This window comes from Thermoleophilum album (assembly GCF_028867705.1).
Classification (GTDB): Bacteria; Actinomycetota; Thermoleophilia; order Solirubrobacterales; family Thermoleophilaceae; genus Thermoleophilum.
The window spans coordinates 721,645-746,422 of record NZ_CP066171.1 but is presented as its reverse complement, the minus strand read 5'-3'; the positions used below and the strand labels follow the sequence as shown (position 1 = coordinate 746,422).

The window sequence follows — 24,778 nt, the reverse complement described above, 5'->3', positions numbered from 1 at the left end:
GGACGGCAGCGTAGCGCCTTCGCGGCGAGCGCTGCCGTGCCAACCGCGCGGCGTCGCTAGCGACCGGGACGGGACGCTCGCAACCGTCGCGCGACGCTCGCCAGCGCGCGGTGGCACCCGCTAACTGCTAGACGGGAGTGACCGGGTTGTTCTTGGCCGGCCAGTCGCGCCGTTTGCTGCGCGCAGCGGCGAGGCGCCGCACAAGCTCGTCGCGCAGGTCTTCCGGCGCGACTACGGCGTCGACGACGAGCTCCGACGCCAGCCGCACGATGTCGATCTCGCGCGCGTACTCAGCCCGCAAGCGCTCCGCCGTGCGCTCGCGCTCAGCGGGATCGTCGATCGCTTGCAAACGGTTGTAGTAGACGGCGTTCACCGCCGCCTGGGGGCCCATCACTGCGATCCGCGCCCACGGGAGCGCAAGGCACGCGTCCGGTTCGAAGGCCGGCCCGGCCATCGCGTACAGGCCGGCACCGTACGCCTTGCGCACGATCACCGAGATCTTCGGGACCGTCGCCTCCGACACCGCCGAGATCATCTTCGCCCCCGCCCTGATGATCCCCTGGCGCTCGACCTGCGTGCCGATCATGAAGCCCGGAACGTCGGCGAGGAAGATCAGCGGGATGTTGAACGCGTTGCACGTCCAGATGAAACGCGCCGCCTTGTCGGCCGAGTCGACGAACAACACGCCACCCCGCACCTTCGGCTGGTTGGCGACGATCCCAACCACCGATCCGGCGAGGCGCGCGTAGCCGACGATCAGCTCGCGCGCCCACCGCTCGTGGACCTCGAGGAAGCTGCCCTCGTCGACCAGTGCCGCGATCACCGCGCGCATGTCGAAGGGGCGGTTCTCGTCGTCGGGCACAACCTCCTCGAGCGGCCGCGCTGATGGGCTCGGCGGTCGCGCCGGCAGCTGCGGCGGCTCGCCGCGGAAGTTGCTCGGCATGTAGGAGAGGTAGCGGCGGACGAGATCGATCCCCTCGCTGTCGCTGGCGACCAGGAAGTGACCGCAACCCGAAACCTCGCAGTGCATGCGCGCACCGCCCATCTCTTCGAGCGTCACCCGCTCGCCGATCACCATCTCCGCCATGCGCGGCGATCCCAAATACATCGACGCGTTACCGGCATGCATCACGACGACGTCGCAGAAGGCGGGGATGTAGGCGCCGCCGGCCGCCGACGGGCCGAGCAGCAGGCAGACCTGGGGCACCACCCCCGAAAGCTGCACCTGGTTGAAGAAGATTCGCCCGGCGTGGCGGCGGCCGGGGAACATCTGCACCTGGTCGGTGATGCGCGCGCCCGCAGAGTCGACGAGGTAGACGATCGGCACCTCGAGCCGCAGCGCTCGCTCCTGGATGCGCACGATCTTCTCGACCGTTCGGGGCCCCCACGAGCCCGCCTTGACGGTCGGATCGTTGGCCATCAGGCAGATCGGTCGACCGTCGACGGTCGCTGTGCCGGTGACGACGCCGTCGGCCCCGAACCCTTCTTCCTCGGCGTGCGCGAGCAAGCCGTCCTCGCAGAAGCTGCCGGGATCGACGAGTCGTGCGATCCGCTCGCGCACAGGGAGCTTCCCTTGTTCCGCGGCCTTGCGCCGGTGGTGTTCGGGCCCTCCCGCTAGAGCGCGCTCGATCGCTGCAGCGAGCGCCGGAACCTCCCCTGCCTGGGCTCCTCGAGCTTCCACGGAAGCGAAGTGTCCCACGAGGGACGGTTACGCTGCCCTCATGGCGCTAGTGGAGGTCGTCGATCGGGGGGCGGTGCGGCACCTGGTGCTCAACCGCCCCGAGAAGCGGAACGCCCTGAACGGAGAGCTGTGCGCGGCGCTCGGCGCCGAGCTCGAACGCGCCGCCGACGACGACGGTGTGCGCGTCGTCGTGGTGCGCGGCAACGGCGGCGTGTTCTCGTCGGGCATGGACGTCGGCGAGCTGCGCGAGCTCTCGCGCGCTCCCGAGCGCCTGCGGGCTTTCCGCCGCCGGCTGATCGCCTGGTGGAACCTGCTCGAGGAGATGCCGAAGGCGACCGTCGCCCAGATCGAGGGGGTCTGCCTCGGCGGCGCGTTCGAGCTGGCGCTGGCGTGCGACCTGCGCGTTATGGCGCGCGAGGCGACAGCCGGCATAGTCGAGACGCGCGTCGGCTTGATCCCTGACGTCGGCGGGAGCTCACGGCTGCCAGCGGTGGTCGGGCTCGGCAACGCCAAGGAGCTGATCATGACCGGCAAGCTGATCGACGGTGCCGAGGCTCATCGCATCGGCTTCGCCAACCGCGTCGCCCCGGCCGCCGAGATCGACGCCACCACCGCCCAGCTCTGCGACGAGCTTTTGGCGTGCGCACCGCTCGCCGTCGGTCGCGCCAAGCGCGTACTTGACCAGGTCGCCAAGCCCGCCCTCGCCGCAACGCTCGAGCTCGAGGTGGCGCTCCAGGAGCGGCTCGCCGCGAGCGCCGATTTCGGCGAGGCGACGAACGCTTTCTTCGAGCGCCGCGCGCCGCAGTTCCGCGGCCGCTGAGCGGGGCGCGGGGCTTCTTCGCACGTCGACGTTTAGTCAGTCGCAGGCGCGGGAAGGCTCGAAGCACAGGCAACCGTCGAAAGGAGAAGCGACCATGCTCGCGATTTCCCCGGCGGCGAGCGAAGCGATCCGCGATCTGCTCGCCGCCTCCGAGATGCCCGAGGGTTCGGGGATGCGGATCACGCTGGCGGGATCGGGCACCGCCGGCGCGCTAGAGATCTCGCTGCGCGAAGGGCCCGAGGCCGAGGACGAGATCGTCGAGGTGGCAGGGGCCGCAGTCTTCATCGAGCCGCAAGCGCTGCCGCTCGTCGACGACAAGGTGCTCGACGCCCACGTCGAGCGCGACCACATCGCGTTCGCGCTGCTCCAGCAGGGACCGCCCAGCGCCAGCTAGCGGCCTCGACACCGACAGCGCGCTCGCTGCGGCGAGAATCGGCGCGCCCCACCCGCGCGTCGAGACCGTCGCTCCGATCCGTTGAGCGCTTCCGCGCGAAGCGCCTAATCCTCGCTCGCCCAGGCGCGGACGATCGCTTCCGCGATGTCCACAACCGCCGCGACGCAGTCGATGTCGACCTGCGCGGGCATGTCGCCCGGGCGGTGGTAGTTCGGAAAACCGCCGTCGCGCGGCGACAACACAGACAACGCAGGGAAACCGCGGAGCCGGGCTAGCGCCGGGTCGGTCCAACCACCGATCCGCCAGCGCCGGGGCACGGGCGGCCCGGCACGTCGCGCCGCGTTGCGAGCGAGCTCGATGTCGCGCTCGCCGTAGCGGACCGGCCACGCTCCCCCCTCGGCGACCAGCACCACCGGCTCGCCCGATCCGACCGTGTCGAGGCCGAGGAAGAGCGTGTTCGCCCGGTCGAGGCGAGCACCGGCGCTAGCGAGGTAGGCGGCCATGCCCCCAATCCCCGCTTCCTCGGCGCCGGTGAGGACGACCTCGACGGTCGCGTTCGCAGGGCATCGCGCCGCGAGACGGCGCGCTAGCTCGAGGACCGCGGCGACCCCGCTCGCGTTGTCGTTGGCGCCGGGCACGGGAGCGCGGGCGAGCGACTCGGCCGTAAGCAGCGCGCCCGCAGCGAGCACCCGTCCCGCAGCTCGCGCTATAGCGGCCGGTGCTAAAGCCACCGCCGCGAGCGCGAGCTCCGGGACCAACGCAAGCGAGGCGCGGCGGCCGCTCCGCCGTGCCAACCTGTCGCCGGGACGCACGATCGCGGGATGCCAGATGATGCCGACCCGCGCGCAATCGCGGTTAGCGCCTCTACGTCGTTCGCAAGGCGCGCGTGCACCCCCTCCGCTGCTGCGCGGGCGCCGCCAACGGGGTCGCTCAATCTGCGCGCCCCGTCCAGTCGATCGGACCGGCCGTCAGCAGGTGGCTGCCGAGCGGACGCCCAAGCAGCTCCTGGACGGCCTGGGCGCACGCGAGCAAGCGCGCCAGATCGATGCCTGTCTCGTAGCCCATCTCGTGCAGCATCGAGACGAGATCCTCGCTTGCGACGTTGCCGGTCGCGCCGCGCGGCACCGGGCAACCGCCGAGCTCGCCGAACGACGACTCGAACGACCGGACACCAGCGTCGAGGGCCGCCACCACGTTGGCGAGCGCCTGACCCCGCGTGTTGTGGAAGTGGGCGGTGAGCTCGACGCCTGGCACTTGCTGGCTGGCCCGCTCGAAGAACTCGCCGACCTGGCGCGGGTTCGCCATTCCGGTCGTGTCGCCGAAACCGATCTCCTCGCAGCCGAAGTCGCGCAAGGCACGAGCGATCTCGAACACCCGTTCCGGCGGTACGCGCCCCTCGTAGGGACAGCCGAAGGCCACCGAGATCACCCCCTCGCACCGGAAGCCAGCCGCCCGCGCTCTCGCGACGGTGCGCTCCAGCCCGGCCAGCGACTCGGCGATCGAGCGGCCGACGTTGCGTCGGTTGTGCTCTTCGCTCGCCGAGAGGAACACGTTCACCTCGTGGAACAAGCTGCGACCGGCACGCTCGCAAACCGCGAGCGCACGCTCGAGTCCGCGCTCGTTGGGGATGAGCACGCTCAGCGACACCCCGGGAGGAACGTCGATCCGCTGCAGCACCTCCTCGGCGTCGGCGAGCTGCGGGATCACGTCCGGACGCACGAAGCTCGTCACCTCGAGACGCTCGAGACCGGTGCGCGCGAGGCACTCCACCAACCTCACCTTGTGCTCGGTGGGGATCACCTCGGGCTCGTTCTGGAAGCCGTCGCGCGGCCCGACTTCGCGGATCTTCACTCGCTCCCCCGTCGACGCGTTCATCGCACGTTCCCTCTCCCTTGTCGACTCGCTTGCGGCGCGACCAATTGTGTCGCTCGTCGCGCGAGCCCGCGGCGCGCGCCCCAATCGGCCGCGAGTGCCCCGCCCGCGGGGAGTGTGTCAGGCCGTGAAGAGCGCTAGACCATGCCGAGTCCGCCGCTCACACCGAGCGTCTCGCCGGTGATGTAGCTCGCGTCGTCGCTCAGCAGGAAGACGATCGCTCCCGCGACCTCCTCCGGTCGACCGATCCGCCGCAGCGCAGTCGAGCCGACCATCGTCTCGATCAATTTGCGCCCCCGTTCGCCGAGGTGCTCGGGGGCCGCCATCAAGAGCGGCGTCTCGATCGGGCCCGGCGCCACCGCGTTGCACGTGACGCCGTAGCGCGCTCCCTCCCGTGCCACGGCCTTGGTGAAACCGATCACCCCTGCCTTGGCGGCCGAATAGACGCTCGAGCCGCGCGAGCCGACTCGCCCCGCCTCCGAAGCGACGTTCACGATGCGCCCGAATCGGCGCTCCTGCATGCCAGCAAGGACCGCGTGCGTACAGGCGATGACGCCGCGCAGATTGATCGCCAGAACGCGGTCCCACTGCTCGGGGCGAGTTTCGACGAGGAAACCGAACTCGTCGGTACCGGCATTGTTTACGAGCAGGTCTACGGCGCCGAGCTCGCGCTCGACCGCGCCGACCGTGGCGCGCACTTGGTCGACGTCAGCCACGTCGCACCGGTACGGGCGCCCGCCGGTCTCGTGGGCTACGCGCTCGGCACCGGCCATGTCGATATCTACGACGGCAACGCGCGCTCCCTCCTCGGCGAGACGCCGGCACGTCGCCGCGCCGATGCCGCTTGCGCCGCCCGTAACGACCGCCACCCTTCCCTCGATTCCGCGCATCGTGAGCATCACGCTCGTCAACCTAAACCAGCGCCGCACTCGCGCGAGCCGCTCGCCCTGCGCCCTTGCGCTAGGCTCGCGCGCCTGTGGCGACGGTACCGATCATCGGCGGGACGGGCGCGCTCGGGTTCGGTCTCGCTTTGCGGCTCGCCGCTGCGGGCGAGCACGTGGTCGTCGGGTCGCGCGACATCGGGCGCGCTAACGAGGCCGTCTCCCGTCTGCGCGAGGTCTTGCCCCAGGCGTCGGCGGAAGCGGCGGTCAACGAGGAGGCAGCGACCCGCGGCGACGTGGTCCTGCTCTGCGTGCCGTTCCGCGCCCAGTCCGAGAACCTCACGCGTCTCAAGCCTGTGCTCCAGCCGGGGCAGGTGCTGGTCGACGCCACCGTTCCGCTAGCGGCGGCGTTCTCGGGCAAGGCGACGCGGCTCCTCGGCGTGCCCCAGGGGTCGGCGGCCGAGCAAGCGGCCGAAATGGTTCCCGACGGCGTCGACGTCGTCAGCGCTTTTCACACCGTCTCCGCCGACCGCCTGCGTCGGCTCGACGAACAGCTCGACGAGGACGTTCTGATCGCCGGCGACCGACGCGCAGCCCGACGGCGTGTCGCCGAGCTCGTGCTGCGCATCGACGGGCTGCGGCCGGTCGACTGCGGCCCGCTCGAGATGGCGCGGATGATCGAGGGCTTGACGCCGCTGCTGATCTCGATCAACCGCCGCTACCGAACCCACGCCGGGGTGCGCATCACCGGACTCCCCGAAGACGCCGCCGGACACTGGGCGGATTGACACGAGCTGGCGGCGATGATCGCGCTTCTGTCGGGAGGCACCGGCGGCGCGAAGCTGGCGCGCGCCCTCGCCGAAGCGCTGGCCGACCCTGCCGACCTCGCCGTGATCGCCAACGTCGCCGACGACGTTTGGGTTTACGGCGTGCACGTGTCGCCAGATCCCGACCTTGTCACCTACTGGCTCGCCGACCTCATCGACCCGCGCGGGTACGGCATCCGCGGCGATAGCTGGCACGTTATGGAGGCGCTTGCCGCCTACGGGCGGGACCCGTGGTTCCGTCTCGGCGACCGCGATCTGGCGCTGTGCCTGATCCGCACCGAGCTGCTCCGCGCCGGACGGCGCAAAACGGTCGCCCAACAGGCGGTCGCCGACGCGGTCGGCGTGCGGACGCGGGTGCTGCCGGCCACCGACACCGAACTGCGCACACGCGTACGCGCGGCCGGCAGCTGGTTCGACTTCCAGGAGTTCATGGTTCGCGAGCGAGCACGGGGACCGATCGAGGCGGTCGAGGTCGAGGCCGCCGACGACGCGGCACCGACGCGCGAGGTCGAGGCGGCGCTTCACAGCGCTCGGTTGATCGTGATCGGACCATCGAACCCGGTCATCTCGATCGGGCCGATACTCGCGGTGCGTGGCGTGCGGGGGGCACTTGCCGCGCGCACGGTGCCGGCGATCGCGGTCAGCCCTTTCGTCGGCGGGCGCGCAGTCAAGGGACCGACCGACGCTTTTTGCGCTTTCGCCGGAATCGAATCGAGTGCGCGTGGGATCGCGAACGCCTACGCCGGTCTCGTGGACGGCATCGTCGCTGACGAGCCCGTGGACGGGTTGCCACATCGGGTGACCGACACGCGCATGGACGATCGCGCCGGCCGCGCCCGTGTCGCGCAAGCGGTGTTGTCGCTCGGACGCGAACTCGGTGCGAGGATTCCGCCGACGACCACGAGAAGCGAGGGGGCGAAGGCACCTTGACGAGCCGCGACCGGGACCAGAGCGGCAGGGCCGGGGGCAGCGATGGTGGTGGCGGCAGCGGCCGCAGTAGGAGCGGGAGCAGCGGAGGCGCAAGCAGTACCGGCCGCGCGCCCGACACCGCCCTCGCCAACTGCGCGCAGAGGTCGCAGCGGGTTGTCTGCGTGGTGACAGCGAAAGCGTTCGCGTCCGCCAAACAGCGTCTCTCTCCTGTCGTCCCTGCCGCTGCGCGCGCCCGGCTTGCCGAAGCGCTGCTCGCGAACACTCTCGAGGCGGTGGCGAGCTGTCGCGAGATCGACGCCACCGTCGCTGTCGTCGGCTGTGCTTCCGGTGCGGCGGTCGCTCGAGCGCGTGCCGACCGGACTGTGGAGGACGCAAGCAACCCCGGTCAGTCGGGCGCCGCCGAGCTAGGCGCGTCGATCGCTTGCGACGAGCTCGGCGCCAGCCACGTCGTCCTCTTGCCCGCCGATATACCGCTCGTCACGGCGGACGCGCTCGCGACGCTCGTGCACGCTGCGCGCAGCCGCGCGATCGTGATCGTCCCCGACCGCCACGGAACCGGCACGAACGCGCTGGCCCTGTCGCCGGCGGACGCGATCCGCCCTTCGTTCGGCGACGGCAGCTGCGAACGCCACCGTGCTCTGGCGATCGCCAGCGGCCGGAGCTGGGCGTTCTTGCGCGACAGCCGGCTGGCGCTCGACATCGACACCGTCGACGACCTAGCCGCCGCGGCGTGGTCGCTCGCCGGCCGCAGCGGCCGCACCGCGGCCGAGCGCGAGCTGGCCGACGCGGTCGCCGCGGCCGCCGCGAGCGCCGACCTGCGCCCACCGGCGGGTGCCAGGCTCGGCTCGCCAGCGGCTACGACCGCGAAGTGAGCGACCGTCTGATTGTCGAGCCGCTGCCGCCGCTCCCCGAGATTTCACCGGGGTGCGATCTCGCGACGCTGCTCGCCGAGAGCCTGCCGAAGGGAGTCACGGGAGAGGAGGTGCTCTGTGTCGCCCACAAGGTGGTCTCGAAAGCCGAGGGTCGCATCCGGCCGCTGGCGACGATCACGCCCTCCGCGCGTGCTCGCGCTCTGGCGAGGAAGCTCGGCAAGGACCCGCGTCTCGTCCAGGCGGTCCTCGACGAGTCACGCGCGCTCGTACGGGTCGGTCCGGGTGTTCTGATCTGCGAAACGAACCACGGCTTCGTGTGCGCCAACGCCGGGGTGGATCAGTCGAACACGGAACCCGGCACCGTGGTTCTGTTGCCGTGCGACCCCGACCGCTCGGCGCGCGAACTGCGGCGCGGAATCGCGCGCGTGCGCGGCGTCGCACCCGCGATCGTCGTCACCGACAGCTTCGGTCGCCCGTTCCGCGTGGGCACGGTCGACGTGGCGCTCGGCTGCGCGGGGCTCACCCCGCTGCTCGACCTGCGGGGAGCGAGCGACCGCTCGGGACGCGAGCTGAGAGCGACGACGATCGCGATCGCCGATGCAGTAGCTGCTGCCGCCGAGCTGGTGCGCGGCAAGGCCGACGGCCGAGCCGCGGTGCTCGTGCACGGGCTCGGCCGCTTCGTCCAGCGCGACGACGGGCCAGGTGCGGCGGCGCTGTTGCGCGAGCGCGCCCACGATCTGTTCCGATCGGGTGCTGAGTCGGTCGACCACGGTGTCTCCGGGCACCTATCCGCGCCCGGCTCCGGACCAGTGATCGACGAAATGCCGAGCGCCGACCCTTGACCTCAGCCTAGATACCGAGTATCTATTGGCGTCAGATGGGAGGGCGGGATCGCTTCTCCGCCCGCCTCGGGCGGCGCGACTTTCTGGCGGCCACGGGCGGCGCGTTCTTCGTCTGCGCCCTCGGCGAGCGCCAGTTCACGGTGCGCACGGCGCGCGACGTGCAGCGGGTCGATGCCGCCGCGGCGTCGCTCCGCCGTCCCGCTTCGGCGCGCCGCGACCGGGTAGACAGCTTGAGCTTCGCGACGCCTGCACCGGCCCCCGGCGGCCGACGGCGCGAGTACTGGCTCGTCGCGCGACCGGTCCGCTGGCAGGTGACCCCGCGCGGGTACGACGAGTGGCACGCCCGCCGCGTCCCGCGTGTGACCTTCCGCGCGCTCGCCTACCAAGCGTGGTCGGCTGGTTTCGCACACCCGCTCGGGCCGCCGCGCATCCCCGGGCCGACGCTCGAAGCCGAGGTCGGCGACGTCATTGTCGTGCACTTCCGCAACGGCGCCGAGCGGCTGCGCCAAGCTCTGACGGTGCACCCGCACGGGGTGCGCTACAACCCCGAGTACGACGGCGCCTACCTGGGCGAGTTCACGCGTGCCGGTGGCTTCGTCGCTCCCGGCGAGGAGTTCACCTACGTCTGGGAGGCGACACCCGACTCGGTGGGCGTCTGGCCCTACCACGACCACGGGCCGAACCACACCCTCAACACCTTCCGCGGTCTGTTCGGCGCGATCGTCGTACGCGAACGCGGCGCCGCCCGACCCGACCGCGAGTACGCGCTTTTCCTGCACAACTTCCCGCCCCAGATCACGGGCGCCGACACCGTGCTGCACTGCATCAACGGTCGCGCATTCGCGGGCAACACACCGACCTTGCGCGCACGCGTAGGAGAGCGTGTCGCGATCCACGTGATCGGAATGGACTCCAACTTTCACACCTTCCACATCCACGGCCACCGCTGGCGCGACAGCGCGGGCGCGCTCGTCGACTGTCCGACCGTCGGGCCCAACGAAACGATCACCGCCGCGTTCACCGAGGACAACCCCGGCCGTTGGCTCTACCACTGCCACGTCTTCAGCCACCAGGACGCCGGCATGGCGGGCTGGTACTTGGTCGATCCCAGATGACCGACGAGGGAGGAAGGAAACGATGATCAAAACGCTAAGCCTGGCGGTGGCGCTGAGCGCTGTGGCGTTCGCCGCGCCCCCCGCGCTCGCTGCCGAATACCCGCCCCCGGCCAATCCGGGCAAGGTCCCGGCAGCGTCGAAAAAGGGTCGCAAGCTCGTCGTCTGCAAGCGCGGCTGCCGCTACAAGACGATCCGCGCTGCCATCAAGCGGGCGACGGGGCGTGATCTGATCGTCGTGCGTCCCGGCACCTACCGCGAGGGCGTGCAGATTCTCGGTCGCCGCTACGACGGCCTGCGGATCGTTGGTGATCCCAAGAACCCGCACCGTGTGCGTCTCGACGGCAAGGGGGTGCGCGGCGCCGGCGGCCAGAACGCGTTCTTCGTCAACGCCGCTGACGGCGTGACGATCCGCGGCTTTTATGCGCGCAACTACAAAGCCAACTGCTTCTTCGTAGTCAACGCCGACGGCTACACGCTCGACCGTCTCGTCGCCGAACGCTGCGGCGTTTACGGAATCTACGCCTTCAACTCCAAGGGCGGCACGATGTCCAACTCCGAGGCGTACTACAACAACGACTCGGGCTTCTACATCGGCCAGACACCGCCCCAAAAAGGCCGCAAGAAGCGTTCGTTCGTCACCAACGTGAAGTCGTATCTGAACGTTCTCGGCTTCTCGGGGACGAACATGCGTTACGTGACGATCCGCCGCAGCCAGTTCTTCAACAACGGAGTTGGCATCGTCCCGAACGCGTTGCGGACCGAGAAGTATCCGCCCCCGGAAGAGAACGTCATCGCCGACAACGACGTCTTCTGGAACAACTTCAACTACTACCGCGGAGCGCCTTTCAAGATCCCGACGAGCGGACCGGCAGGACTGTCGGCCTACCCGATCGGTATCGGCATCCTGCTCTTCGGAAGCCAGGGCACGATCGTCGAGAACAACCGCATCTTCGGGAACTGGCTGGTCGGCTTCGGCATGGTCCAGCAGTTCGAGCTGGCCGGCGATAGCGACCCGAAGCTGCGCGAAGCGGCGACGTTGCGTAATAACGTCGTACGCAACAACCGCTTCGGGCTCGACGGCAAGGACCTCAACGGCCGCGACCTCGCCTACGACGGCTCCGGAACGGGCAACTGTTTCCTGGGCAACGTCCTGACGAGCCCGGTGCCCTACCTCGGTTCGCAAGCTACCTACGCACCCTGCCCCGGGCCGAGCGAGAACGCCATCGATCCGACCGTGCTTGGGGAGGCGGCACAGTGGATCGCGGCCCAGAACCCGAAGAAGCCGGAGACGTTCGAGCAGTTCTGGCTGCGCCATCCGCATGCGCCGCGCAAGGGCGTGAAACCGGTCGAGCGCTATCGACGCTGACTTCGGGGGCAGGAGGACGGCATGGACGCGAACAGGCGAGAACGAACGGCCGACCGCCGCGCCGGGGACACCCGGCGCGGCGCGAGGCTCGCAGGTGGCGCAGTCCTGCAACGCCTGCCGGCCACTGCCCTCCTGGCTGCCGGTTGCGCGGCACTGGCGGTCGCGGCGAACAGTCGCAGCGAGCGAGCGGACGCCGCTCGCCAGCGCCAGGTCACCGTGAAAGTCGGCGACTACTTCTACAAGCCGTCGCAGCTGCGGATTCGCAGCGGGACGACGGTCGTCTGGCGCTGGCCGCGGATCCCCGGCGACGTCCACGACGTCTATCTCGCGCGCGGCCCACGTGGCGTGCGCAAGTTCCGCTCGGCGCTCGCCGCCAGCGACTACACCTACAAGCGGCGGCTCACACGGCGCGGTACCTACCGCATCATCTGCACGCTCCACGCCGAGATGACGATGCGCATAGTGGTCCGCTAACAGCCCGCGGGCGCGCCATGGAAGCGCGCCCGCGGCTGTGTCATTCTGGTCGCATGAAGTACGTCTTGATGTCCCTCCTTGCGCGCAGGCCGGCGCACGGCTACGAGCTGCACCAGGAGGTGGAAGAGCGTTTGCACGGCCTGATGTCGTCGGTGAACCCGGGCCAGGTGTACGCGACGCTGCAGCGCCTCGAGCGCGACGGCCTGATCGTCGGCAGCGATGTCGAGCAGTCGGAGCGGCCGAACAAGCGCGTTTACGAGCTCACGCCGAGCGGCGAGGAAGAGCTGCGGACGTGGTCGCAGTCGCCCAGCCCCCCCACCTACTTCCGCAACGAGTTCTTCCTCAAACTGGTGGCTGTCGGCCTGTCCGGCATCGGCGACGTCGGCACGTTGCTCGGCCGGCAGCGGCGCGAGTGCCTGCAGGCCTTGCGCGACGCCGAGGAGCTGCTGCGCAGCGACCGAGCTAGCGATCCCGCCGTGGCCCTCGCCGCCGAGGCGTTGCAGCTGCACCTCGAGGCTGACCTCGAGTGGCTCGAGCGCTGCGAGGAGCGCCTTGCGGTTCACGCTCCTAGCTAGGGATCTGCACAAACGCTTCGGCGAAGGTGCAGCCGCGGTCGAAGCGGTGCGCGGGGTTGATCTTGCTCTGGCCCCGGGCGAGTTCGTCGCCTTGACCGGTCCCAGCGGCTGCGGAAAATCGACGCTCCTGCACTTGATCGCTGGTTTCGAACGCCCCGACCGGGGCACGATCGAGATCGGCGGCGAGCGCGTCGATCGGCTGTCGGAGCGCGCCTGGGCGTTGCGGCGCCGGCGCACGATCGGTTTCGTGTTCCAGTTCTTCAACCTTGTCGACACCCTCACAGTGCAGGAGAACGTGGAGCTGCCGGCGATCGTCGCCGGCACGCGGCCGCGCGTGGCGCGCCAGCGGGCGCGCGCCCTGCTGGCGCGCCTCGGTGTCGAGAATCGCGCCGGCGAGCTGCCGTCGCGCCTCTCGGGCGGCGAGCAGCAACGGGTAGCGATAGCTCGCGCGCTCGCGGCCGAGCCACTTCTTCTGTTGGCCGACGAGCCGACCGGCAGTCTCGACTCGGCCGCTACGAGCGTCGTTCTCGGGCTTTTGCGCGAGGTGCACGCGCGCGGTCAGACGATCGTTCTCGCCACGCACGACCAGCGCGTCGCGAGCGCCGCCGATCGCGTGCTGCAGATGCGCGACGGCCGCATCGTCGAAGAGGCGGTCCTCGTCCCGGGAAGCGCGTCATCGACGCTCGAGCGCCTCTGGCGCGTCGATCCGCGGTGAGCGCGCGGCCGCGCCACCGGCAGCACGGTGTGGGCATAGGGTGCGCCGCGCGTGCCCGCGCCGTGTTCAGCGCCCAACTACTGCTGCTGCGCGCCGCACTCCGCGACGCACCGGTGCAGTTTCTGCTCACCGCGATCGTCGTGGCCTCGGCTGCGGCGGTGCTCACGATGGCGATCGCCCTCTTCGATGTCGGTCGCGACCCGCTGCGGCGCGCCCGCGCCGCCGCTGGCGATCCGACCCTCGTCGTGACCGGAAGCGCACGCGACGTTCGCGCCGCAGCCCGTCTTCCCGGCATCGCAGCGGCCGGTCGCGATCTGCGCCAGCGGCACGTACTGCTCCGGGGTAGCGGTCTACGGATAGCGGCCGCCCTACGCGAGTGGGACGACGCCGCGACGGTCGACCGACCGCTCGTCGAACGCGGTCGGCCACCGCGGCCGTGGTCGCGCAGCGAGGTGGTGGCCGAGCGCACGTTCGCACGCGCGTTCGGGCTGGCCGTCGGCGACCGGCTAACGGTCGGCGGTCGGGGCGTGCGGGTGGTGGGGATCGCCGGCACCGTCTCGCTGCCGCCGTTCGATCGCGCGCGCGAAACGCTGATGTGGGCGCCACCACAGCTCGTCGCCGCTGTTTCCGGTCGCAGCGAGCTCGTGCGCGCGATCCGTCTCGCCGACCCGAGCAGCAGCGCGTTGGCACGCTTCCGCGCCCGCTTGCGCGCCCTCGCCCCGCGCGCACGACTGGCGACGACGAAGGCGGTCGCCGCCGACTACGCGCAGTTGACGCGCCTCGAGACGGTCGTCCTGCAAACGTTCGCTCTTTTGGGTCTCGCGGCGAGCTGTTTCGTTTTCGCAACTGCGACGAGCAGTCGCGTGCTTTCACGCACCTACGAAGTCGGCTTGTTGAAAGCGCTCGGCCTCGGTCCGATACAGGTCGGTTCGCGCTATCTGCTCGAAAACTTGGCGATAGCCCTGCCGGCGGTGGCTATCGGGACAATCGTCGGTCTCGCTGCGTCCCGGCCGCTGCTCGCCCCGCTCGTCGAACTCGTCGGCGCCCCGTTCGTGCCGTGGCCCGGTGGTGACACCGCAGCTGTCGCAGCGGCGATCGCCCTGGCCGCGGTCGCACTGGCGACGCTGCCCGCCATCGGACGGGCGGCGGCTGCTCGCGTCGGCAGCGCGTTGGCCCTCGGGCGACCCCAGATGGTGGCCGCACACCGCGCGCGGCTAGCGGGTTTGGCGCTGCGTCTGCAAGTCCCCGCACCGATCGCGCTGGGGGTGGCCGAGACCTTCGCACGCCGCCCGCGCGCCTGGCTGTGCGCGGCCACTCTGGCGTTCGCTGCAGCGATGCTGGTGGCGCTGGCGTCGATGGAGCACACGTACGCACGACTGCTCGCCGACCCGGCGCGCGACGGCCGCCCGTGGGATGTGCAGGTAGAGCCAGCTGCCATCCAGCCGAAACTGCTCGCGAGTGCCGAGCGCGACAGCGGTGCGCACGTAAGGTCGCGCGCTGCGATCGCACGCGTCGGCGCACGCGTCGCCGGCCAGCGGGTCGTGGTGCGTGTCGCACGTGGGGCCTGGCGATCGATGCAGCCGACGGTCACCCTCGGTCGGCCGCTGCGCCGTTCCGGGGAGGCGCTGATCGGACGCCGGCTGCTGGGCGAGCTCGGCGTCGCGACCGGTGACCGGGTGCGTGTAGAGGTGGGCGGCCGCCAGTTCGTCGTGCGTGTCGTCGGGCGCTACGTCGAACCTTTCGACCGGGCGCTGACCCTCTGGGTGTCGGCCGCGACGCTGCGACGTGCCGGCCTCGCTCCGCCGCCGGCGCGCCAGTTGCTGTTACGCCTCGACGATCCCGGGCGGGACCGCGCCTTTGCACGCGCGCTCCGTGAACGCGTTCGAGGAGCCTTCGCCGTCGCGGTGTCGCGCGACATCTGGCGTAGCGAGCGCGCCCAGGCCCGCCGCGTGGTCTACGCGCTCGAGGCGGTGCTGTTGGGAATCGCCGTTATCAACGTTCTGTGCGCCTTCCTTTTGGCGGTCAAGGAGCGGGCGCGCAACCTCGCGCTCTACAAAGCGCTCGGGCTCACCCCGCGCGAGCTGGCCGGGGTGGTCACGGCGGGAGCGGCGTTGCTCGCTGTGCTCGCTACGGCGGCAGGGGTACCGCTCGGCATGTGGGTGTTCCGAACCCTGGTCATCGTCCTCAACCCGCACGACGGCCCGGACGTTGTGGCCTGGGCGCCGCCATGGGCGCTCGCCGCTCTGCTGCCTGTCGCTCTTCTGCTCGCGACAGCAGCAGCGTTGCCGCCGGCGCGGCGCGCGGCGCGTCTAGCACCGGCTGCGACCTTGCGCAGCGAGTGAAAGACGAGCCGCGCGTCTAGCGCGGCGACCGAGCCACGCGCTGCGTGTCGAGCGCGGCGAGCGCAGCACCTAACCGGCCACCGGCAGCGCCACCGGCCGCCGCGGAACCTCGCCGATCGGCCACCGCCGCCGGATCGTGTAAAGCGTCGTGCGCTCCGCAGCCGGCCGGCCGGCACGGTGCGCGGCCTCGACAAGATCGGCGGGGTCGAGGCGCACGCCGTGACGCGAGCCGGCGAGGCGCGAGATGTTCTCCTCCATCAGCGTCCCGCCGAGATCGTTCACACCCCAGCGAAGCGCCTCGGTCGCGAGCTCGAGACCCATTTTCACCCAGCTCGCCTGCAGGTTGCGAACGGTCTTGCCGAGCGCGAGGCGGAACACCGCGGTGTGCTTGAGGTTCTCCTCGGGCGCGATCTCCTCGATGCCGTAACGGCGGCCGAGCAGCGTCTGGTAGGGAATGAACGAGAGCGGCACGAACTCCGTGAAGCCACCGGTCCGTTCCTGCACGCGCCGCACGACGCGCATGTGCTCGGCGAGCTGCTCGGGGGTTTCGATGTGGCCGAACATCACCGTCGCCGTCGAACGCAGGCCGATCGCGTGCGCGGCCTCGATGATCTCGACCCAGCGCGCGACGGGCAGCTTGTTGGGAGATATTCGCTCGCGCACACCGTCGTCGAGGATCTCGGCCGCCGTGCCCGGGACCGAGCCGAGCCCGGCTTCGCGCAGCCGCTCGAAGACGCCGCGCGGACCGAGCCCCGAGCGCTCGCACATCCACTGCACCTCCATCGGCGAGTAGGCGTGCAGGTGGATGTGGGGCGCCACCCGTTTGGCGACCCGCAACCAGTACAGGTAGTCGTCGAGCGTCCAGTCGGGGTGGATGCCTGACTGCATGCAGATCTCGGTGGCGCCGTAGGCGACCGCCTCCTCGACGCGGCGCACGAACTCGCCCTCGTCGAGCTCGTAGGCGTCGGGGGAGCGCCGCGACTGACCGAAACCGCAGAACGCGCAGCCGACCGTGCAGACGTTGCTGACGTTGATGTTGCGGTTGACGACGAACGTCACCGTGTCGCCGACGAGCTCGGCGCGCAGCTCGTCGGCTGCTTGGCGGATCTCTTCGATCGCCTCGGGGCGGCGCTCGGCGAACAGTGCCGCGAGCTCGTCGGCGGTGAGCTCCTCGCCCTCGCGACCGCGCGCGACAGCGCGCGCCACGAGATCAGGCCGCGGCACGCGTCGTCGCTCGACGCGCGCTGTCCGCTCGGTGCGCGGCAAGAACGTCCAGTAGCGGATGCGGATGACGTCGAGCACGCCGCGGTCGAGCCACTCTTCGTTCATGTAGCGCGGGTACACGCACAACCGCTCGCCGAGCGCGTAACCACGCGCCGCGAGCCGCCTGCGCAGCTCGAGCGGCGAAGGGAACGGGTGCTCTGGGGAGATGTGGTCGCCGTTCGCCGACAGACCCCCGAGATCGGTCGCCCCGCACTCGACGAGCTCAAGCCACCAGTCGGCCAGGTTCGGCGGGATCTGGATGCCCACGTCCGGCATCAGCTCGCGACAGACGCGGACCAGCTCGCGCATCTCCTCGAGCGTCACCTCGCTCGCCCACGACGGCAGCGGCTGCTCGTGGCCGCCGCGCGTTCCCTCGCGCTGCGCTCGGTCGGCGATCAGCGCTGGCTCGCGGCCGTAGTAGCGGGGATGGGGCACGAAGTTCTGGAGGATCACCTCCTGGATGTGCCCGTAGCGGCGGTGGACGGCGGCGATCGTCTCGAGCGCAGCGATGCGATCGTGGCGGCTTTCGCCGATGCCGATGAGGATGCCGGTGGTGAAGGGGATGCGCAGCTCGCCCGCCAGCTCGAGCACGCGCTGGCGCACCGCAGGGTGCTTGGTGGGCGACCCTTGGTGGACCACCAGGTCAGGCACGATCGACTCGAGCATCAACCCCTGCGAGGCGGTCACACGGCGCAGGCGCGCGAGCTCTTCGCGCTCCAGCACGCCGATGTTCGTGTGCGGCAGAAGCCCGCGGTCGAGCGCCCGCTGGCACGTCCACTCGACGTAATCGAGGAAGCTGTCGTGCCCCCACGAGCGCAAGCGCTCGCGCACCTCGCGGTTCTCGTCGGGCGCCTCGCCGGTCAGCACCAGCAGCTCCTTGGCACCGCGCCGGACGGCGTCGTCGAGCATCCGCTCGACGGCTTCAGGCGCGTGCAGGTGGGGCTTGTGCGTCGCGAACGCGCAGTACTTGCAGTAGCAGCGGCAGGTCCGCGACAGCGAGATCGTGTAGTTGCGCGAGAAGGTGACTCGCCGCACCGGTGGCAGTCTACGCCCGTGCAGCGGGGGCCGAGGCACGCCGCGCCGGCGGCAGCGGGCTAACAGCGGCCCGTGCGCGGCCGGTCCGGCGAGCAGCGATCGGCCACCTCCGGCTGCGCGCGGTAGTAGCCGGCTATCGGCGCTCGGCTAGCGCTTGCTCGTGCGCGCCGGCTCGCCAGCGAACGCCGTCGGCTCGGCATCGCGGGGATCGCCGCCGTGCAGGCTGCGCAGCGCGACGCTCACTCCGCAAGCGGCGAGCGCGGCGAGCACCGGCGCGGCGACGTACACGAGCAGGAACTTGCCGACGCCACCGAAAGAGGGCGCCACGAGCGCCGGCCCGAAAGCGCGCGCAGGGTTCACAGCCGCGCCGGTGAGCGGACCGAAGATCATCGCCGCCACGCCCAGCGCCGCACCCAGCCACAACGGACCGGCGCCAGCGTTGGGATGCTGGCGCTGCACGATCTCGATGAAGATCCACACCAGCAGGAAGACGCCGATGCCCTCGGCGAGCATGCCGAGCGCGGCGTTACCGCTGAGCCGGTCGCTGACCGCCACGGCGCCCCAGTCGAACGGACGCCCCTCGTCGAGGAGCAGCAGCTTGGTGAGCAGGGCGCCGACCGTCGCCCCAGCGAGCTGGCAGACGATGTAAACGACGGCGTCGGCGCCGCGGATACGACCCAGCGCCGCCATAGCCACGGAGATCGCCGGGTTCAGGTGGCCGCCGGAGAAGGGGCGCAGCGCGTAGAAGAGGAGCGCGAGCACGAGCGCGTGCACGAGTCCGATCACCGACCAGTCGATGAACGGCGTCGGGTTGGTCGCCGTCGGCTCGGCGAGGAACAGGCTGAGCGTCGCCGTGATCGAAAAGACGAGCAGCAGCGTTCCGACGAACTCGGCCAGGTACGCGGCGGGTCCACGTTCCTGCAACTCGCGACCTCCTTCGTGCTGGTTTACGGTCGACGGCCGGGCTTGGCCACGGCGACGGGGGCAGTCTAGGGAGTCGCATAGACGTACGCGCGGTGAGCGCCAGGTGCGCCGTTTCGAAGGCGCTCGTCGACGCTCTAGGCGGTCACATCGACATCCGCGCGGTGAGCGCGCGCCAAAGCGGTGGAGCCAGCAGGCGCAGAGCCGGAACGAGCGCGTACGGCCGGGGCACGTAGCGCTCGGCGCGCCGCCCCGGACCGGCGGCAACGATCGCGCTTGCCACACGATCGGGCTTCGAGACGATCCAGCGCGTGAGCGGGTTGCGCCGCAGCCCGCGGTGCGGAAAGCCCTCGGTGGCGATGAACCCCGGCAGGACGACACCGACGTGAACGCCGTGGCGCCGCTCCTCCGCGCGCAGAGCGTCGCTCCACCCGATCAGCGCGTGTTTCGAGGCCGCGTACGCCCCCTGGCGGGCCAGGGCGATGCGACCCGCGACGGAGCTGACGTTGACGATCGCGCTCGGTGCCGACGTGCGCAGCAGCGGCAACAGCGCTTCGGTGAGACGCACCACGGCGAGGAAGTTCAACGCCAGCGTGCGCTCGACGTTGGCGGCCCCGCCGCGCTCGGGGTCGCCGAACGCGGCCCGCCAAGAGGCACCCGCGTTGTTGACGAGCAGGTGGAGAGCGCCGAGCTCGCGGCACCGCTCGCCGACCGCTGCGGGCGCCGCGGGGTCGGTGAGATCGACAGCGACCGCTGTGGCCGAGCCGAGCTCCGCGGCAAGCCGCTCGAGCCGCTCACGCCGTCGCGCGACGAGCACTACGTGCCACCCGTCCTTCGAGAGCCGGCGGGCAGTCGCCTCGCCAATCCCGCTGGAAGCGCCCGTCACCACGGCTATCCGCTGCTCGCTCACTGCTCCTCCCTGACGACTCCTTCTCCCGCGCGCATTCTCGTCCGCGTTACGCCCGCTCGCTCCACCGCTCGCACGGCCAGCGCGACGACGTCGCGGACCAGGCGCGAGCGAGGAACGACGACAGCGAAGCCGAGACGCTCGCCGAGAGCGCGAAGGTCGAAGCGCACGTGCGGATAAAAGCCGACGGCGGGGACGTCGACGCGGCACGGCGACGACAGCGCACCGCTGGCGAGTGCTTCGAGGTCGACAATCACGACATCGAAAGGGTTCGCGGTTTCCCGCTCGGCGGGTTCGGCGAGCAGGCTACCGACCTGCACGACCGGCACCAGCTCGGCGTCGTTGCCAGCCGCGGCGAGCGAGCTGAGCAGCCGCGACGCGAACAGCAGGTCGTCGCAGGCGACCGCGATCCGCAGCGCGGTCACTGCATCCGCAGGCGCTGAAACTCGCGCCGCACGGACTCCGGACGGCCCCACATCGGCACCACCTCGGCGCGACCTGCGCGCACGTCGCGGAGGGCCAGGGCGGCGTCGATCCCCTGCTCGTCGAGCAGGCGCAGCGTGGCGCGCACAGCGGGCACGGCAGCGGCGTGGCCGAAGCGGTGCGCCACGCGGATCGTGAAGCGCAGGCCGTCGCGAGTGTCGGGGATAGCGTTGACCTGGGTGAGGAGCGTCGCCGCCTCCACGAACTGTTGCGGGCGGCGCAACTCGAGGTCGAGCTCGAGGTAGCTCCAGTCATCGGGCAACGCCGTAACGATCCGTTCGAACTGCTCGACGAGGCTCATCGCGGGCTAAGGGTACGCTCTCGCCGGGCGGCGGGGTCCGCTCCGAACGGTGGCCGCGGCGATGGCCAGGCTCGGCGCCGGCACCGCCCGGTAGCGACGGCATCAAGCGACGCCCAGCGTCCGCGCGAGCAGGAAGATGTTGAGCGCGCTTACGAGCAGCGCGATCGCTGCTGCCGCCGCTGTCGTCAGGGGAGCGTTGGCGAAACGGCCCATGACCCGCCGCCGAGCGGTGAAAAAGACGAGCGGGACGAGCGCGAACGGGATCCCGAACGACAGCACCACCTGGCTTATCACGAGCGCGCGCGTGGGATCGAAACCGGCGCCACTCACGGCGAGCGGCGGCACCATCGTCACGAGCCTACGCAGCGTGAGCGGCAGCGAGCGGCGCAGGAACCCTTGCATGACCACCTGACCGGCGTAGGTACCGACACTGGAGCTCGAGAAGCCCGACGCCATCAACGCCACCGCGAAAGCCAGCGCCGCCCCGCCCCCGAGGAGAGTCCCGAAGCCGGCGTGCGCCTCTTCGATCGTCCCAACGTCGAGCTGCCCGTGGAAGAGCGTCGCTGCAACGATCAGCATCGCGGCGTTGGCGGCACCCGCAAGCGACATTGCGATCACGACGTCGATGCGCTCGAACCGCAACAGCTCACGCACCTCATGCTCGTCGCGTGCGGGCACGCGGTCCTGCGTTAGCGCCGAGTGCAGGTAGATGACGTGCGGCATCACGGTCGCGCCGAGGATCCCGGTCGCGAGCAACACGCTCTCGGCATCTTCGAAGCTGGGGACGAGCCCCTCGGCTACCGCGCTCGTGCTCGGTCCGCTGGCGAACATCTCGTAGAGGAAACCGACCAGCACGATGCCGAGGAGGCTCGCGATCGCTAGCTCGAACCGGCGGTAGCCGCGCGTCTGTAGGGCGAGGATCACGAACGCCACCGCCGCTGTGACGAGCGCAGCGGGAAACAACGGCATCCCGAACAGCAGGTGGAGCGCCAGCGCACCGCCAATGAACTCGGCGAGGTCGGTGGCCATCGCCACGAGTTCGGCTTGGATCCACAAAAACCAGACGACCGGTCGCGGCAGGTGCTCGCGACATAGCTCGGGAAGGTTGCGGCCCGTGGCGATCCCGACCTTCGCCGAGAGATACTGCACGAGCATCGCCATCAGGTTGGCGGCGACGATCACCCACAGCAGCAGGAAGCCGTAGTCGGCGCCGGCGCTGATGTTTGTCGCGAAGTTCCCGGGGTCGACGTAAGCCACGGCGGCGACGAACGCGGGGCCGAGCAACGCAACCGTTTGCCGGATGCGGCCGCGCGCGCGCAGGCGCTCGAGCGGGCTCGGCTCGAGCAGCGATGTGGTGCCGCCGATCTTGGCTTCGCGCTGGGCGCCGTTCAGTGGTCGCGGGCGGCCTTCACCGCCGGTTCGGTACATGGACGAGCAGTTTAGCCGCGCCAAACTTTTCGTTTTGCCGTGTACGACATCTACCCTTGCGACGTGTTTGCACCGTCGGTCGAGGAGTACGAGCGCGCCGAACGCTCGGCGGTGCGCGTCGAGCTGGGCACGCGCGCGCTGTTCGAGGTCAGCGGTCCCGATGCCACCGAGCTCCTGCAAGGACAGGTGACGAACGACGTCGCCGCGCTGGCGCCGGGCACGGGCTGCTACGCGCTGCTCCTCACCCACAAAGCACGCGTCCGCGCCGACATGCGCATCGTGCGCTTGGACGATCGCGACGGCGCGCCGCTCTACCTCGTCGAGTCGGAGTCGTTCGCGCGCCCGGTGCTCGCCCACATGCTGACCACGGCCGCGGTCGGCTTGCGCGCACGCTTTCGCGATCTCGGCGAGCGCTTCCAGCTGATCGCACTGGTCGGTCCGCACAGCGACCGCTTCGTCGCCACCCCGCCGGCTGCACGCGAGCACGCGGTCAGCGCCGCCGACGGCGGTTTCGCGCTGCGAACGTACCTGGGGATCGACCTTCTCGTGCCTGCGGGCCAAGCTGCCGTGGCCCCGGGCGACGAGCTCCGGAACGGGAGCCGAGCGCTTCTCGAGTGTTTGCGCGTCGAGCACGGACGGGCACGACTCGGCATCGAACTGGGCAGCACTGTGATGCCCGCCGAGGCCGGCGTGGTCGAGCGCGCCGTCTCGTTCACCAAGGGCTGTTACGTCGGTCAGGAACCGGTCGCCCGCCTCCACTACCGGGGGCGACCCAATCGACTGCTGCGCGGTTTGCGGCTGAGCGGCGAGGCCGCTCCTGGGGCCACGCTCGTGCGCGAGGGGCGCGAGGTCGGGAAGGTCGGCACCTGCGTGCGCTCGCCGCGCTTCGGGACTATCGCCCTGGCGCTCGTGCGGCGCGAGGTGGAGCCCCACGAGCGGGTAGCCGTTCTGCCCCCGCCAGCCACCGACGAGGAGGGGTCCGGTCGACGGTCGGCCGGCGCTCCTACGAGCGACAAAGCGCAGGCCGACGAGCGGCCCCAGGTGCACGCCGAGGTCGTGGCGCTGCCGTTCCGCGGCGACGCCGACGGCGCATCGTCGGCAGGGGTCGCCGGCGCGCGCGAGGGCGATTAGCATCGCCTCGATGGCGAGGGGAGGCGCAGAGGTAAAGCGGCGGCGCAGCGGCACACGCGTGCGCGGTCTGCGCGCCGACGGCCCGCTGTTGGGAAGCGCACACCTCACGCTCGAGGCGGGCTCGGAGCGCCTGCGACCGGCGCAACCGGCCTTCGACGTCCATGCCGACGCGCTCGAGCTACCCGTTCAGGAGCCGGGAGGTCCGCTGCGTGCCGCGCCCGAGCCCGACCTGCGCGAGCTGCGGCGGCTTCTGCCACGGCCCGAGCCCGAGCGGCAGGTCGACGATTGGGGCCGCTCGCAGCGCGTTCTCGACGCTTTCATGCCGCTGCTCGACTTCTATTACCGCTACTGGTTCCGGGTCGACGTCGAGGGGATAGACAACGTCCCGTCCGAGGGCGGCGCGCTGCTCGTCGCCAACCACTCCGGTGCCCTGCCCCCTGACGCGCCGATGGTGATGCAGGCGATCCGCCACGAGCACCCGAACCCGCGGCCGCTCTACATGCTCGGAGAGCACTGGTTCAAGGGCTATCCGCTCGTCGGCATGCTCGCCAACAAGCTCGGCCTGGTCGCCGCCCACCCGGCCAACGCACAGCGCTTGCTGCGCGACGAGCAGCGCCTCGTGATCGTCTTCCCCGAGGGCCAGAAAGGAACCCGCAAGGTCTTCTGGCAGCGCTACCGGCTGCGCCGTTTCGGTCGCGGCGGGTTCGTTCGCACGGCGATCCTCGCCGGCGTGCCGATCGTGCCGGTCGCGGTCGTCGGCGCTGAAGAGGCGATGCCGATCTTCGCGCACGTACCGCTACTCCAGCGCCTCACGGGCCTGATCTACTTTCCGATCAACCACGCCTTCCCCCACTTCGGCCTTGCGGCGGGCCTCATGTACCTGCCGGCGAAGTTCCGGATCCGTTTTCTCGAGCCGATTGACATGGCGAGCTACGACCGGAGCGACGCCGACGACGCGGCGTTCGTGCAGCACCTGGCCGAGGACGTCCGTTCGCGCATCCAGCGCGAGCTCGACGCGATGGTGAACGCGCGTCGCTCGGTGTGGCTCGGATAGCGAGCCGGCGTGGTCGGTCGGCGCGGAGCGGGGCGATTGCGGTCGGCGCGCAGCGAGGCGACTGGAGGCTTCCCTACCGCGCCCTGGCGACGAACGCTTGGGTTAGGGTTTCGGCAAGGAGTGGTGCCGGTGCGAGCGAGGAGCGTCAAGATCGCGGCCGCAGCGGTCGCTTGCGTCGCGCTCGTCGGCTGCGGGTCCGAGCGCTGGGCCGGCAAACCGCGCCCGGCCCCGCCCGTGTCGCTGACCGCGGCGATCACGCGCGACGGGCTGGCGATCTCGCCCGATCGCGTCGGCGCGGGCGAGGTGGAGCTGCTCGTCTCGAACCAAACGGGCGTGTCGCAAACGATCACGATCGAGGGCGAGCGCGACCGCGTGCGCTCCGACAAGATCGCGCCCGGCGACGCCGCTAGCCTCGTTGCCACCCTCTCCCGCGGCGACTACCTCGTGATCGCCTCGCCGGGGGCACGGGGCGGATCGACCGCGCGGCTCGCGGTCGGCGCGCCGCGCCGCGACTCGTCCGACGAGCTGCTTCTCCCCTAGTCGCGCCCG

25 protein-coding genes are annotated in these 24,778 nt (G+C 70.7%); 15 read left to right on the top strand and 10 right to left on the bottom strand.

The features are described from left to right. Positions 1-127: 127 nt before the first annotated feature. Complete coding sequence (locus tag JDY09_RS03450; protein ID WP_274717639.1) at positions 128-1,681, bottom strand: acyl-CoA carboxylase subunit beta; 1,554 nt, start codon at positions 1,679-1,681, stop codon at positions 128-130. Between the two features lie 40 nt (positions 1,682-1,721). Here JDY09_RS03450 and JDY09_RS03445 point away from each other — a divergent pair, with 40 nt between their 5' ends. Together JDY09_RS03445 and JDY09_RS03440 are read left to right on the top strand one after the other, a co-directional pair. Beyond that, positions 1,722-2,501: an enoyl-CoA hydratase/isomerase family protein gene (locus JDY09_RS03445; protein WP_274717638.1), complete on the top strand. Its 780-nt coding sequence runs from the start codon at positions 1,722-1,724 to the stop codon at positions 2,499-2,501. Positions 2,502-2,595: 94 nt separating this feature from the next. Continuing rightward, positions 2,596-2,895, top strand: coding sequence for a HesB/IscA family protein (locus tag JDY09_RS03440; RefSeq protein ID WP_274717637.1), 300 nt, complete (start codon positions 2,596-2,598; stop codon positions 2,893-2,895). A gap of 104 nt (positions 2,896-2,999) precedes the next feature. Here the strand turns inward: JDY09_RS03440 and JDY09_RS03435 are convergent, their stop codons facing one another. The 3 genes from JDY09_RS03435 to JDY09_RS03425 form a co-directional block, all read right to left on the bottom strand. After that, a complete protein-coding gene (locus tag JDY09_RS03435) occupies positions 3,000-3,584 on the bottom strand; it encodes a M28 family metallopeptidase (protein WP_274717636.1) in 585 nt (194 codons plus the stop codon). A gap of 241 nt (positions 3,585-3,825) precedes the next feature. Next, entirely contained in the window at positions 3,826-4,770 is a 945-nt protein-coding gene (locus tag JDY09_RS03430; protein ID WP_274717635.1) for a hydroxymethylglutaryl-CoA lyase, read from the bottom strand. 134 nt (positions 4,771-4,904) lie between these two features. Beyond that, positions 4,905-5,657: an SDR family NAD(P)-dependent oxidoreductase gene (locus tag JDY09_RS03425; protein WP_428837460.1), complete on the bottom strand. Its 753-nt coding sequence runs from the start codon at positions 5,655-5,657 to the stop codon at positions 4,905-4,907. Positions 5,658-5,743: 86 nt separating this feature from the next. Here JDY09_RS03425 and npdG point away from each other — a divergent pair, with 86 nt between their 5' ends. The 10 genes from npdG to JDY09_RS03375 all read left to right on the top strand — a co-directional run bounded on the left by npdG (position 5,744) and on the right by JDY09_RS03375 (position 15,706). Beyond that, positions 5,744-6,436: an NADPH-dependent F420 reductase gene (gene npdG, locus JDY09_RS03420; protein WP_274717634.1), complete on the top strand. Its 693-nt coding sequence runs from the start codon at positions 5,744-5,746 to the stop codon at positions 6,434-6,436. A gap of 15 nt (positions 6,437-6,451) precedes the next feature. Then, entirely contained in the window at positions 6,452-7,405 is a 954-nt protein-coding gene (cofD, locus tag JDY09_RS03415; RefSeq protein ID WP_274717633.1) for a 2-phospho-L-lactate transferase, read from the top strand. A gap of 164 nt (positions 7,406-7,569) precedes the next feature. Continuing rightward, the gene (cofC, locus tag JDY09_RS03410; protein ID WP_274717631.1) at positions 7,570-8,277 is read left to right on the top strand and encodes a 2-phospho-L-lactate guanylyltransferase; all 708 of its coding nucleotides are present in this window, start codon (positions 7,570-7,572) and stop codon (positions 8,275-8,277) included. After that, on the top strand, positions 8,274-9,119 hold the full coding sequence (gene cofE / locus JDY09_RS03405) for a coenzyme F420-0:L-glutamate ligase (protein ID WP_274717629.1): 846 nt from the start codon (positions 8,274-8,276) through the stop codon (positions 9,117-9,119). The genes cofC and cofE overlap by 4 nt, the downstream gene beginning before the upstream one ends. Before the next feature lie 35 nt (positions 9,120-9,154). Further along, the gene (locus tag JDY09_RS03400; protein ID WP_274717628.1) at positions 9,155-10,234 is read left to right on the top strand and encodes a multicopper oxidase domain-containing protein; all 1,080 of its coding nucleotides are present in this window, start codon (positions 9,155-9,157) and stop codon (positions 10,232-10,234) included. Between the two features lie 22 nt (positions 10,235-10,256). Then, the gene (locus tag JDY09_RS03395) at positions 10,257-11,600 is read left to right on the top strand and encodes a right-handed parallel beta-helix repeat-containing protein (RefSeq protein ID WP_274717627.1); all 1,344 of its coding nucleotides are present in this window, start codon (positions 10,257-10,259) and stop codon (positions 11,598-11,600) included. 21 nt (positions 11,601-11,621) lie between these two features. Next, a complete protein-coding gene (locus JDY09_RS03390) occupies positions 11,622-12,074 on the top strand; it encodes a cupredoxin domain-containing protein (RefSeq protein ID WP_274717626.1) in 453 nt (150 codons plus the stop codon). 53 nt (positions 12,075-12,127) lie between these two features. Then, positions 12,128-12,649, top strand: coding sequence for a PadR family transcriptional regulator (locus tag JDY09_RS03385; protein ID WP_274717625.1), 522 nt, complete (start codon positions 12,128-12,130; stop codon positions 12,647-12,649). Next, positions 12,627-13,364 (top strand): ABC transporter ATP-binding protein, encoded by a 738-nt coding sequence (locus JDY09_RS03380; protein ID WP_274717624.1) that lies wholly within the window; start codon positions 12,627-12,629, stop codon positions 13,362-13,364. Before JDY09_RS03385 ends, JDY09_RS03380 begins: the two co-directional genes overlap by 23 nt. A 62-nt stretch (positions 13,365-13,426) precedes the next feature. Next, complete coding sequence (locus tag JDY09_RS03375; RefSeq protein WP_274717623.1) at positions 13,427-15,706, top strand: ABC transporter permease; 2,280 nt, start codon at positions 13,427-13,429, stop codon at positions 15,704-15,706. A gap of 69 nt (positions 15,707-15,775) precedes the next feature. Here the strand turns inward: JDY09_RS03375 and cofH are convergent, their stop codons facing one another. From cofH to JDY09_RS03345, 6 genes are all read right to left on the bottom strand, one after another. Continuing rightward, positions 15,776-18,004, bottom strand: a complete 2,229-nt coding sequence (cofH, locus tag JDY09_RS03370; RefSeq protein ID WP_274717622.1) for a 5-amino-6-(D-ribitylamino)uracil--L-tyrosine 4-hydroxyphenyl transferase CofH — start codon at positions 18,002-18,004, stop codon at positions 15,776-15,778. Between the two features lie 147 nt (positions 18,005-18,151). Continuing rightward, on the bottom strand, positions 18,152-18,928 hold the full coding sequence (locus JDY09_RS03365) for an MIP/aquaporin family protein (RefSeq protein WP_274717620.1): 777 nt from the start codon (positions 18,926-18,928) through the stop codon (positions 18,152-18,154). A 142-nt stretch (positions 18,929-19,070) separates the two neighbouring features. After that, on the bottom strand, positions 19,071-19,835 hold the full coding sequence (locus JDY09_RS03360; RefSeq protein ID WP_274717618.1) for an SDR family NAD(P)-dependent oxidoreductase: 765 nt from the start codon (positions 19,833-19,835) through the stop codon (positions 19,071-19,073). Continuing rightward, on the bottom strand, positions 19,832-20,257 hold the full coding sequence (locus JDY09_RS03355; RefSeq protein ID WP_274717616.1) for a hypothetical protein: 426 nt from the start codon (positions 20,255-20,257) through the stop codon (positions 19,832-19,834). Before JDY09_RS03355 ends, JDY09_RS03360 begins: the two co-directional genes overlap by 4 nt. Continuing rightward, entirely contained in the window at positions 20,254-20,616 is a 363-nt protein-coding gene (locus JDY09_RS03350; protein WP_274717614.1) for a hypothetical protein, read from the bottom strand. The genes JDY09_RS03355 and JDY09_RS03350 overlap by 4 nt, the downstream gene beginning before the upstream one ends. 102 nt (positions 20,617-20,718) lie before the next feature. Further along, on the bottom strand, positions 20,719-22,044 hold the full coding sequence (locus tag JDY09_RS03345) for an Nramp family divalent metal transporter (protein WP_274717613.1): 1,326 nt from the start codon (positions 22,042-22,044) through the stop codon (positions 20,719-20,721). Positions 22,045-22,107: 63 nt separating this feature from the next. Here JDY09_RS03345 and JDY09_RS03340 point away from each other — a divergent pair, with 63 nt between their 5' ends. The 3 genes from JDY09_RS03340 to JDY09_RS03330 all read left to right on the top strand — a co-directional run bounded on the left by JDY09_RS03340 (position 22,108) and on the right by JDY09_RS03330 (position 24,769). Further along, positions 22,108-23,175, top strand: a complete 1,068-nt coding sequence (locus JDY09_RS03340) for a YgfZ/GcvT domain-containing protein (protein WP_274717612.1) — start codon at positions 22,108-22,110, stop codon at positions 23,173-23,175. A gap of 10 nt (positions 23,176-23,185) precedes the next feature. Then, on the top strand, positions 23,186-24,229 hold the full coding sequence (locus tag JDY09_RS03335) for a lysophospholipid acyltransferase family protein (protein ID WP_274717611.1): 1,044 nt from the start codon (positions 23,186-23,188) through the stop codon (positions 24,227-24,229). Between the two features lie 129 nt (positions 24,230-24,358). Further along, positions 24,359-24,769 (top strand): hypothetical protein, encoded by a 411-nt coding sequence (locus JDY09_RS03330; RefSeq protein WP_274717610.1) that lies wholly within the window; start codon positions 24,359-24,361, stop codon positions 24,767-24,769. The last annotated feature ends 9 nt before the right edge of the window (positions 24,770-24,778 follow it).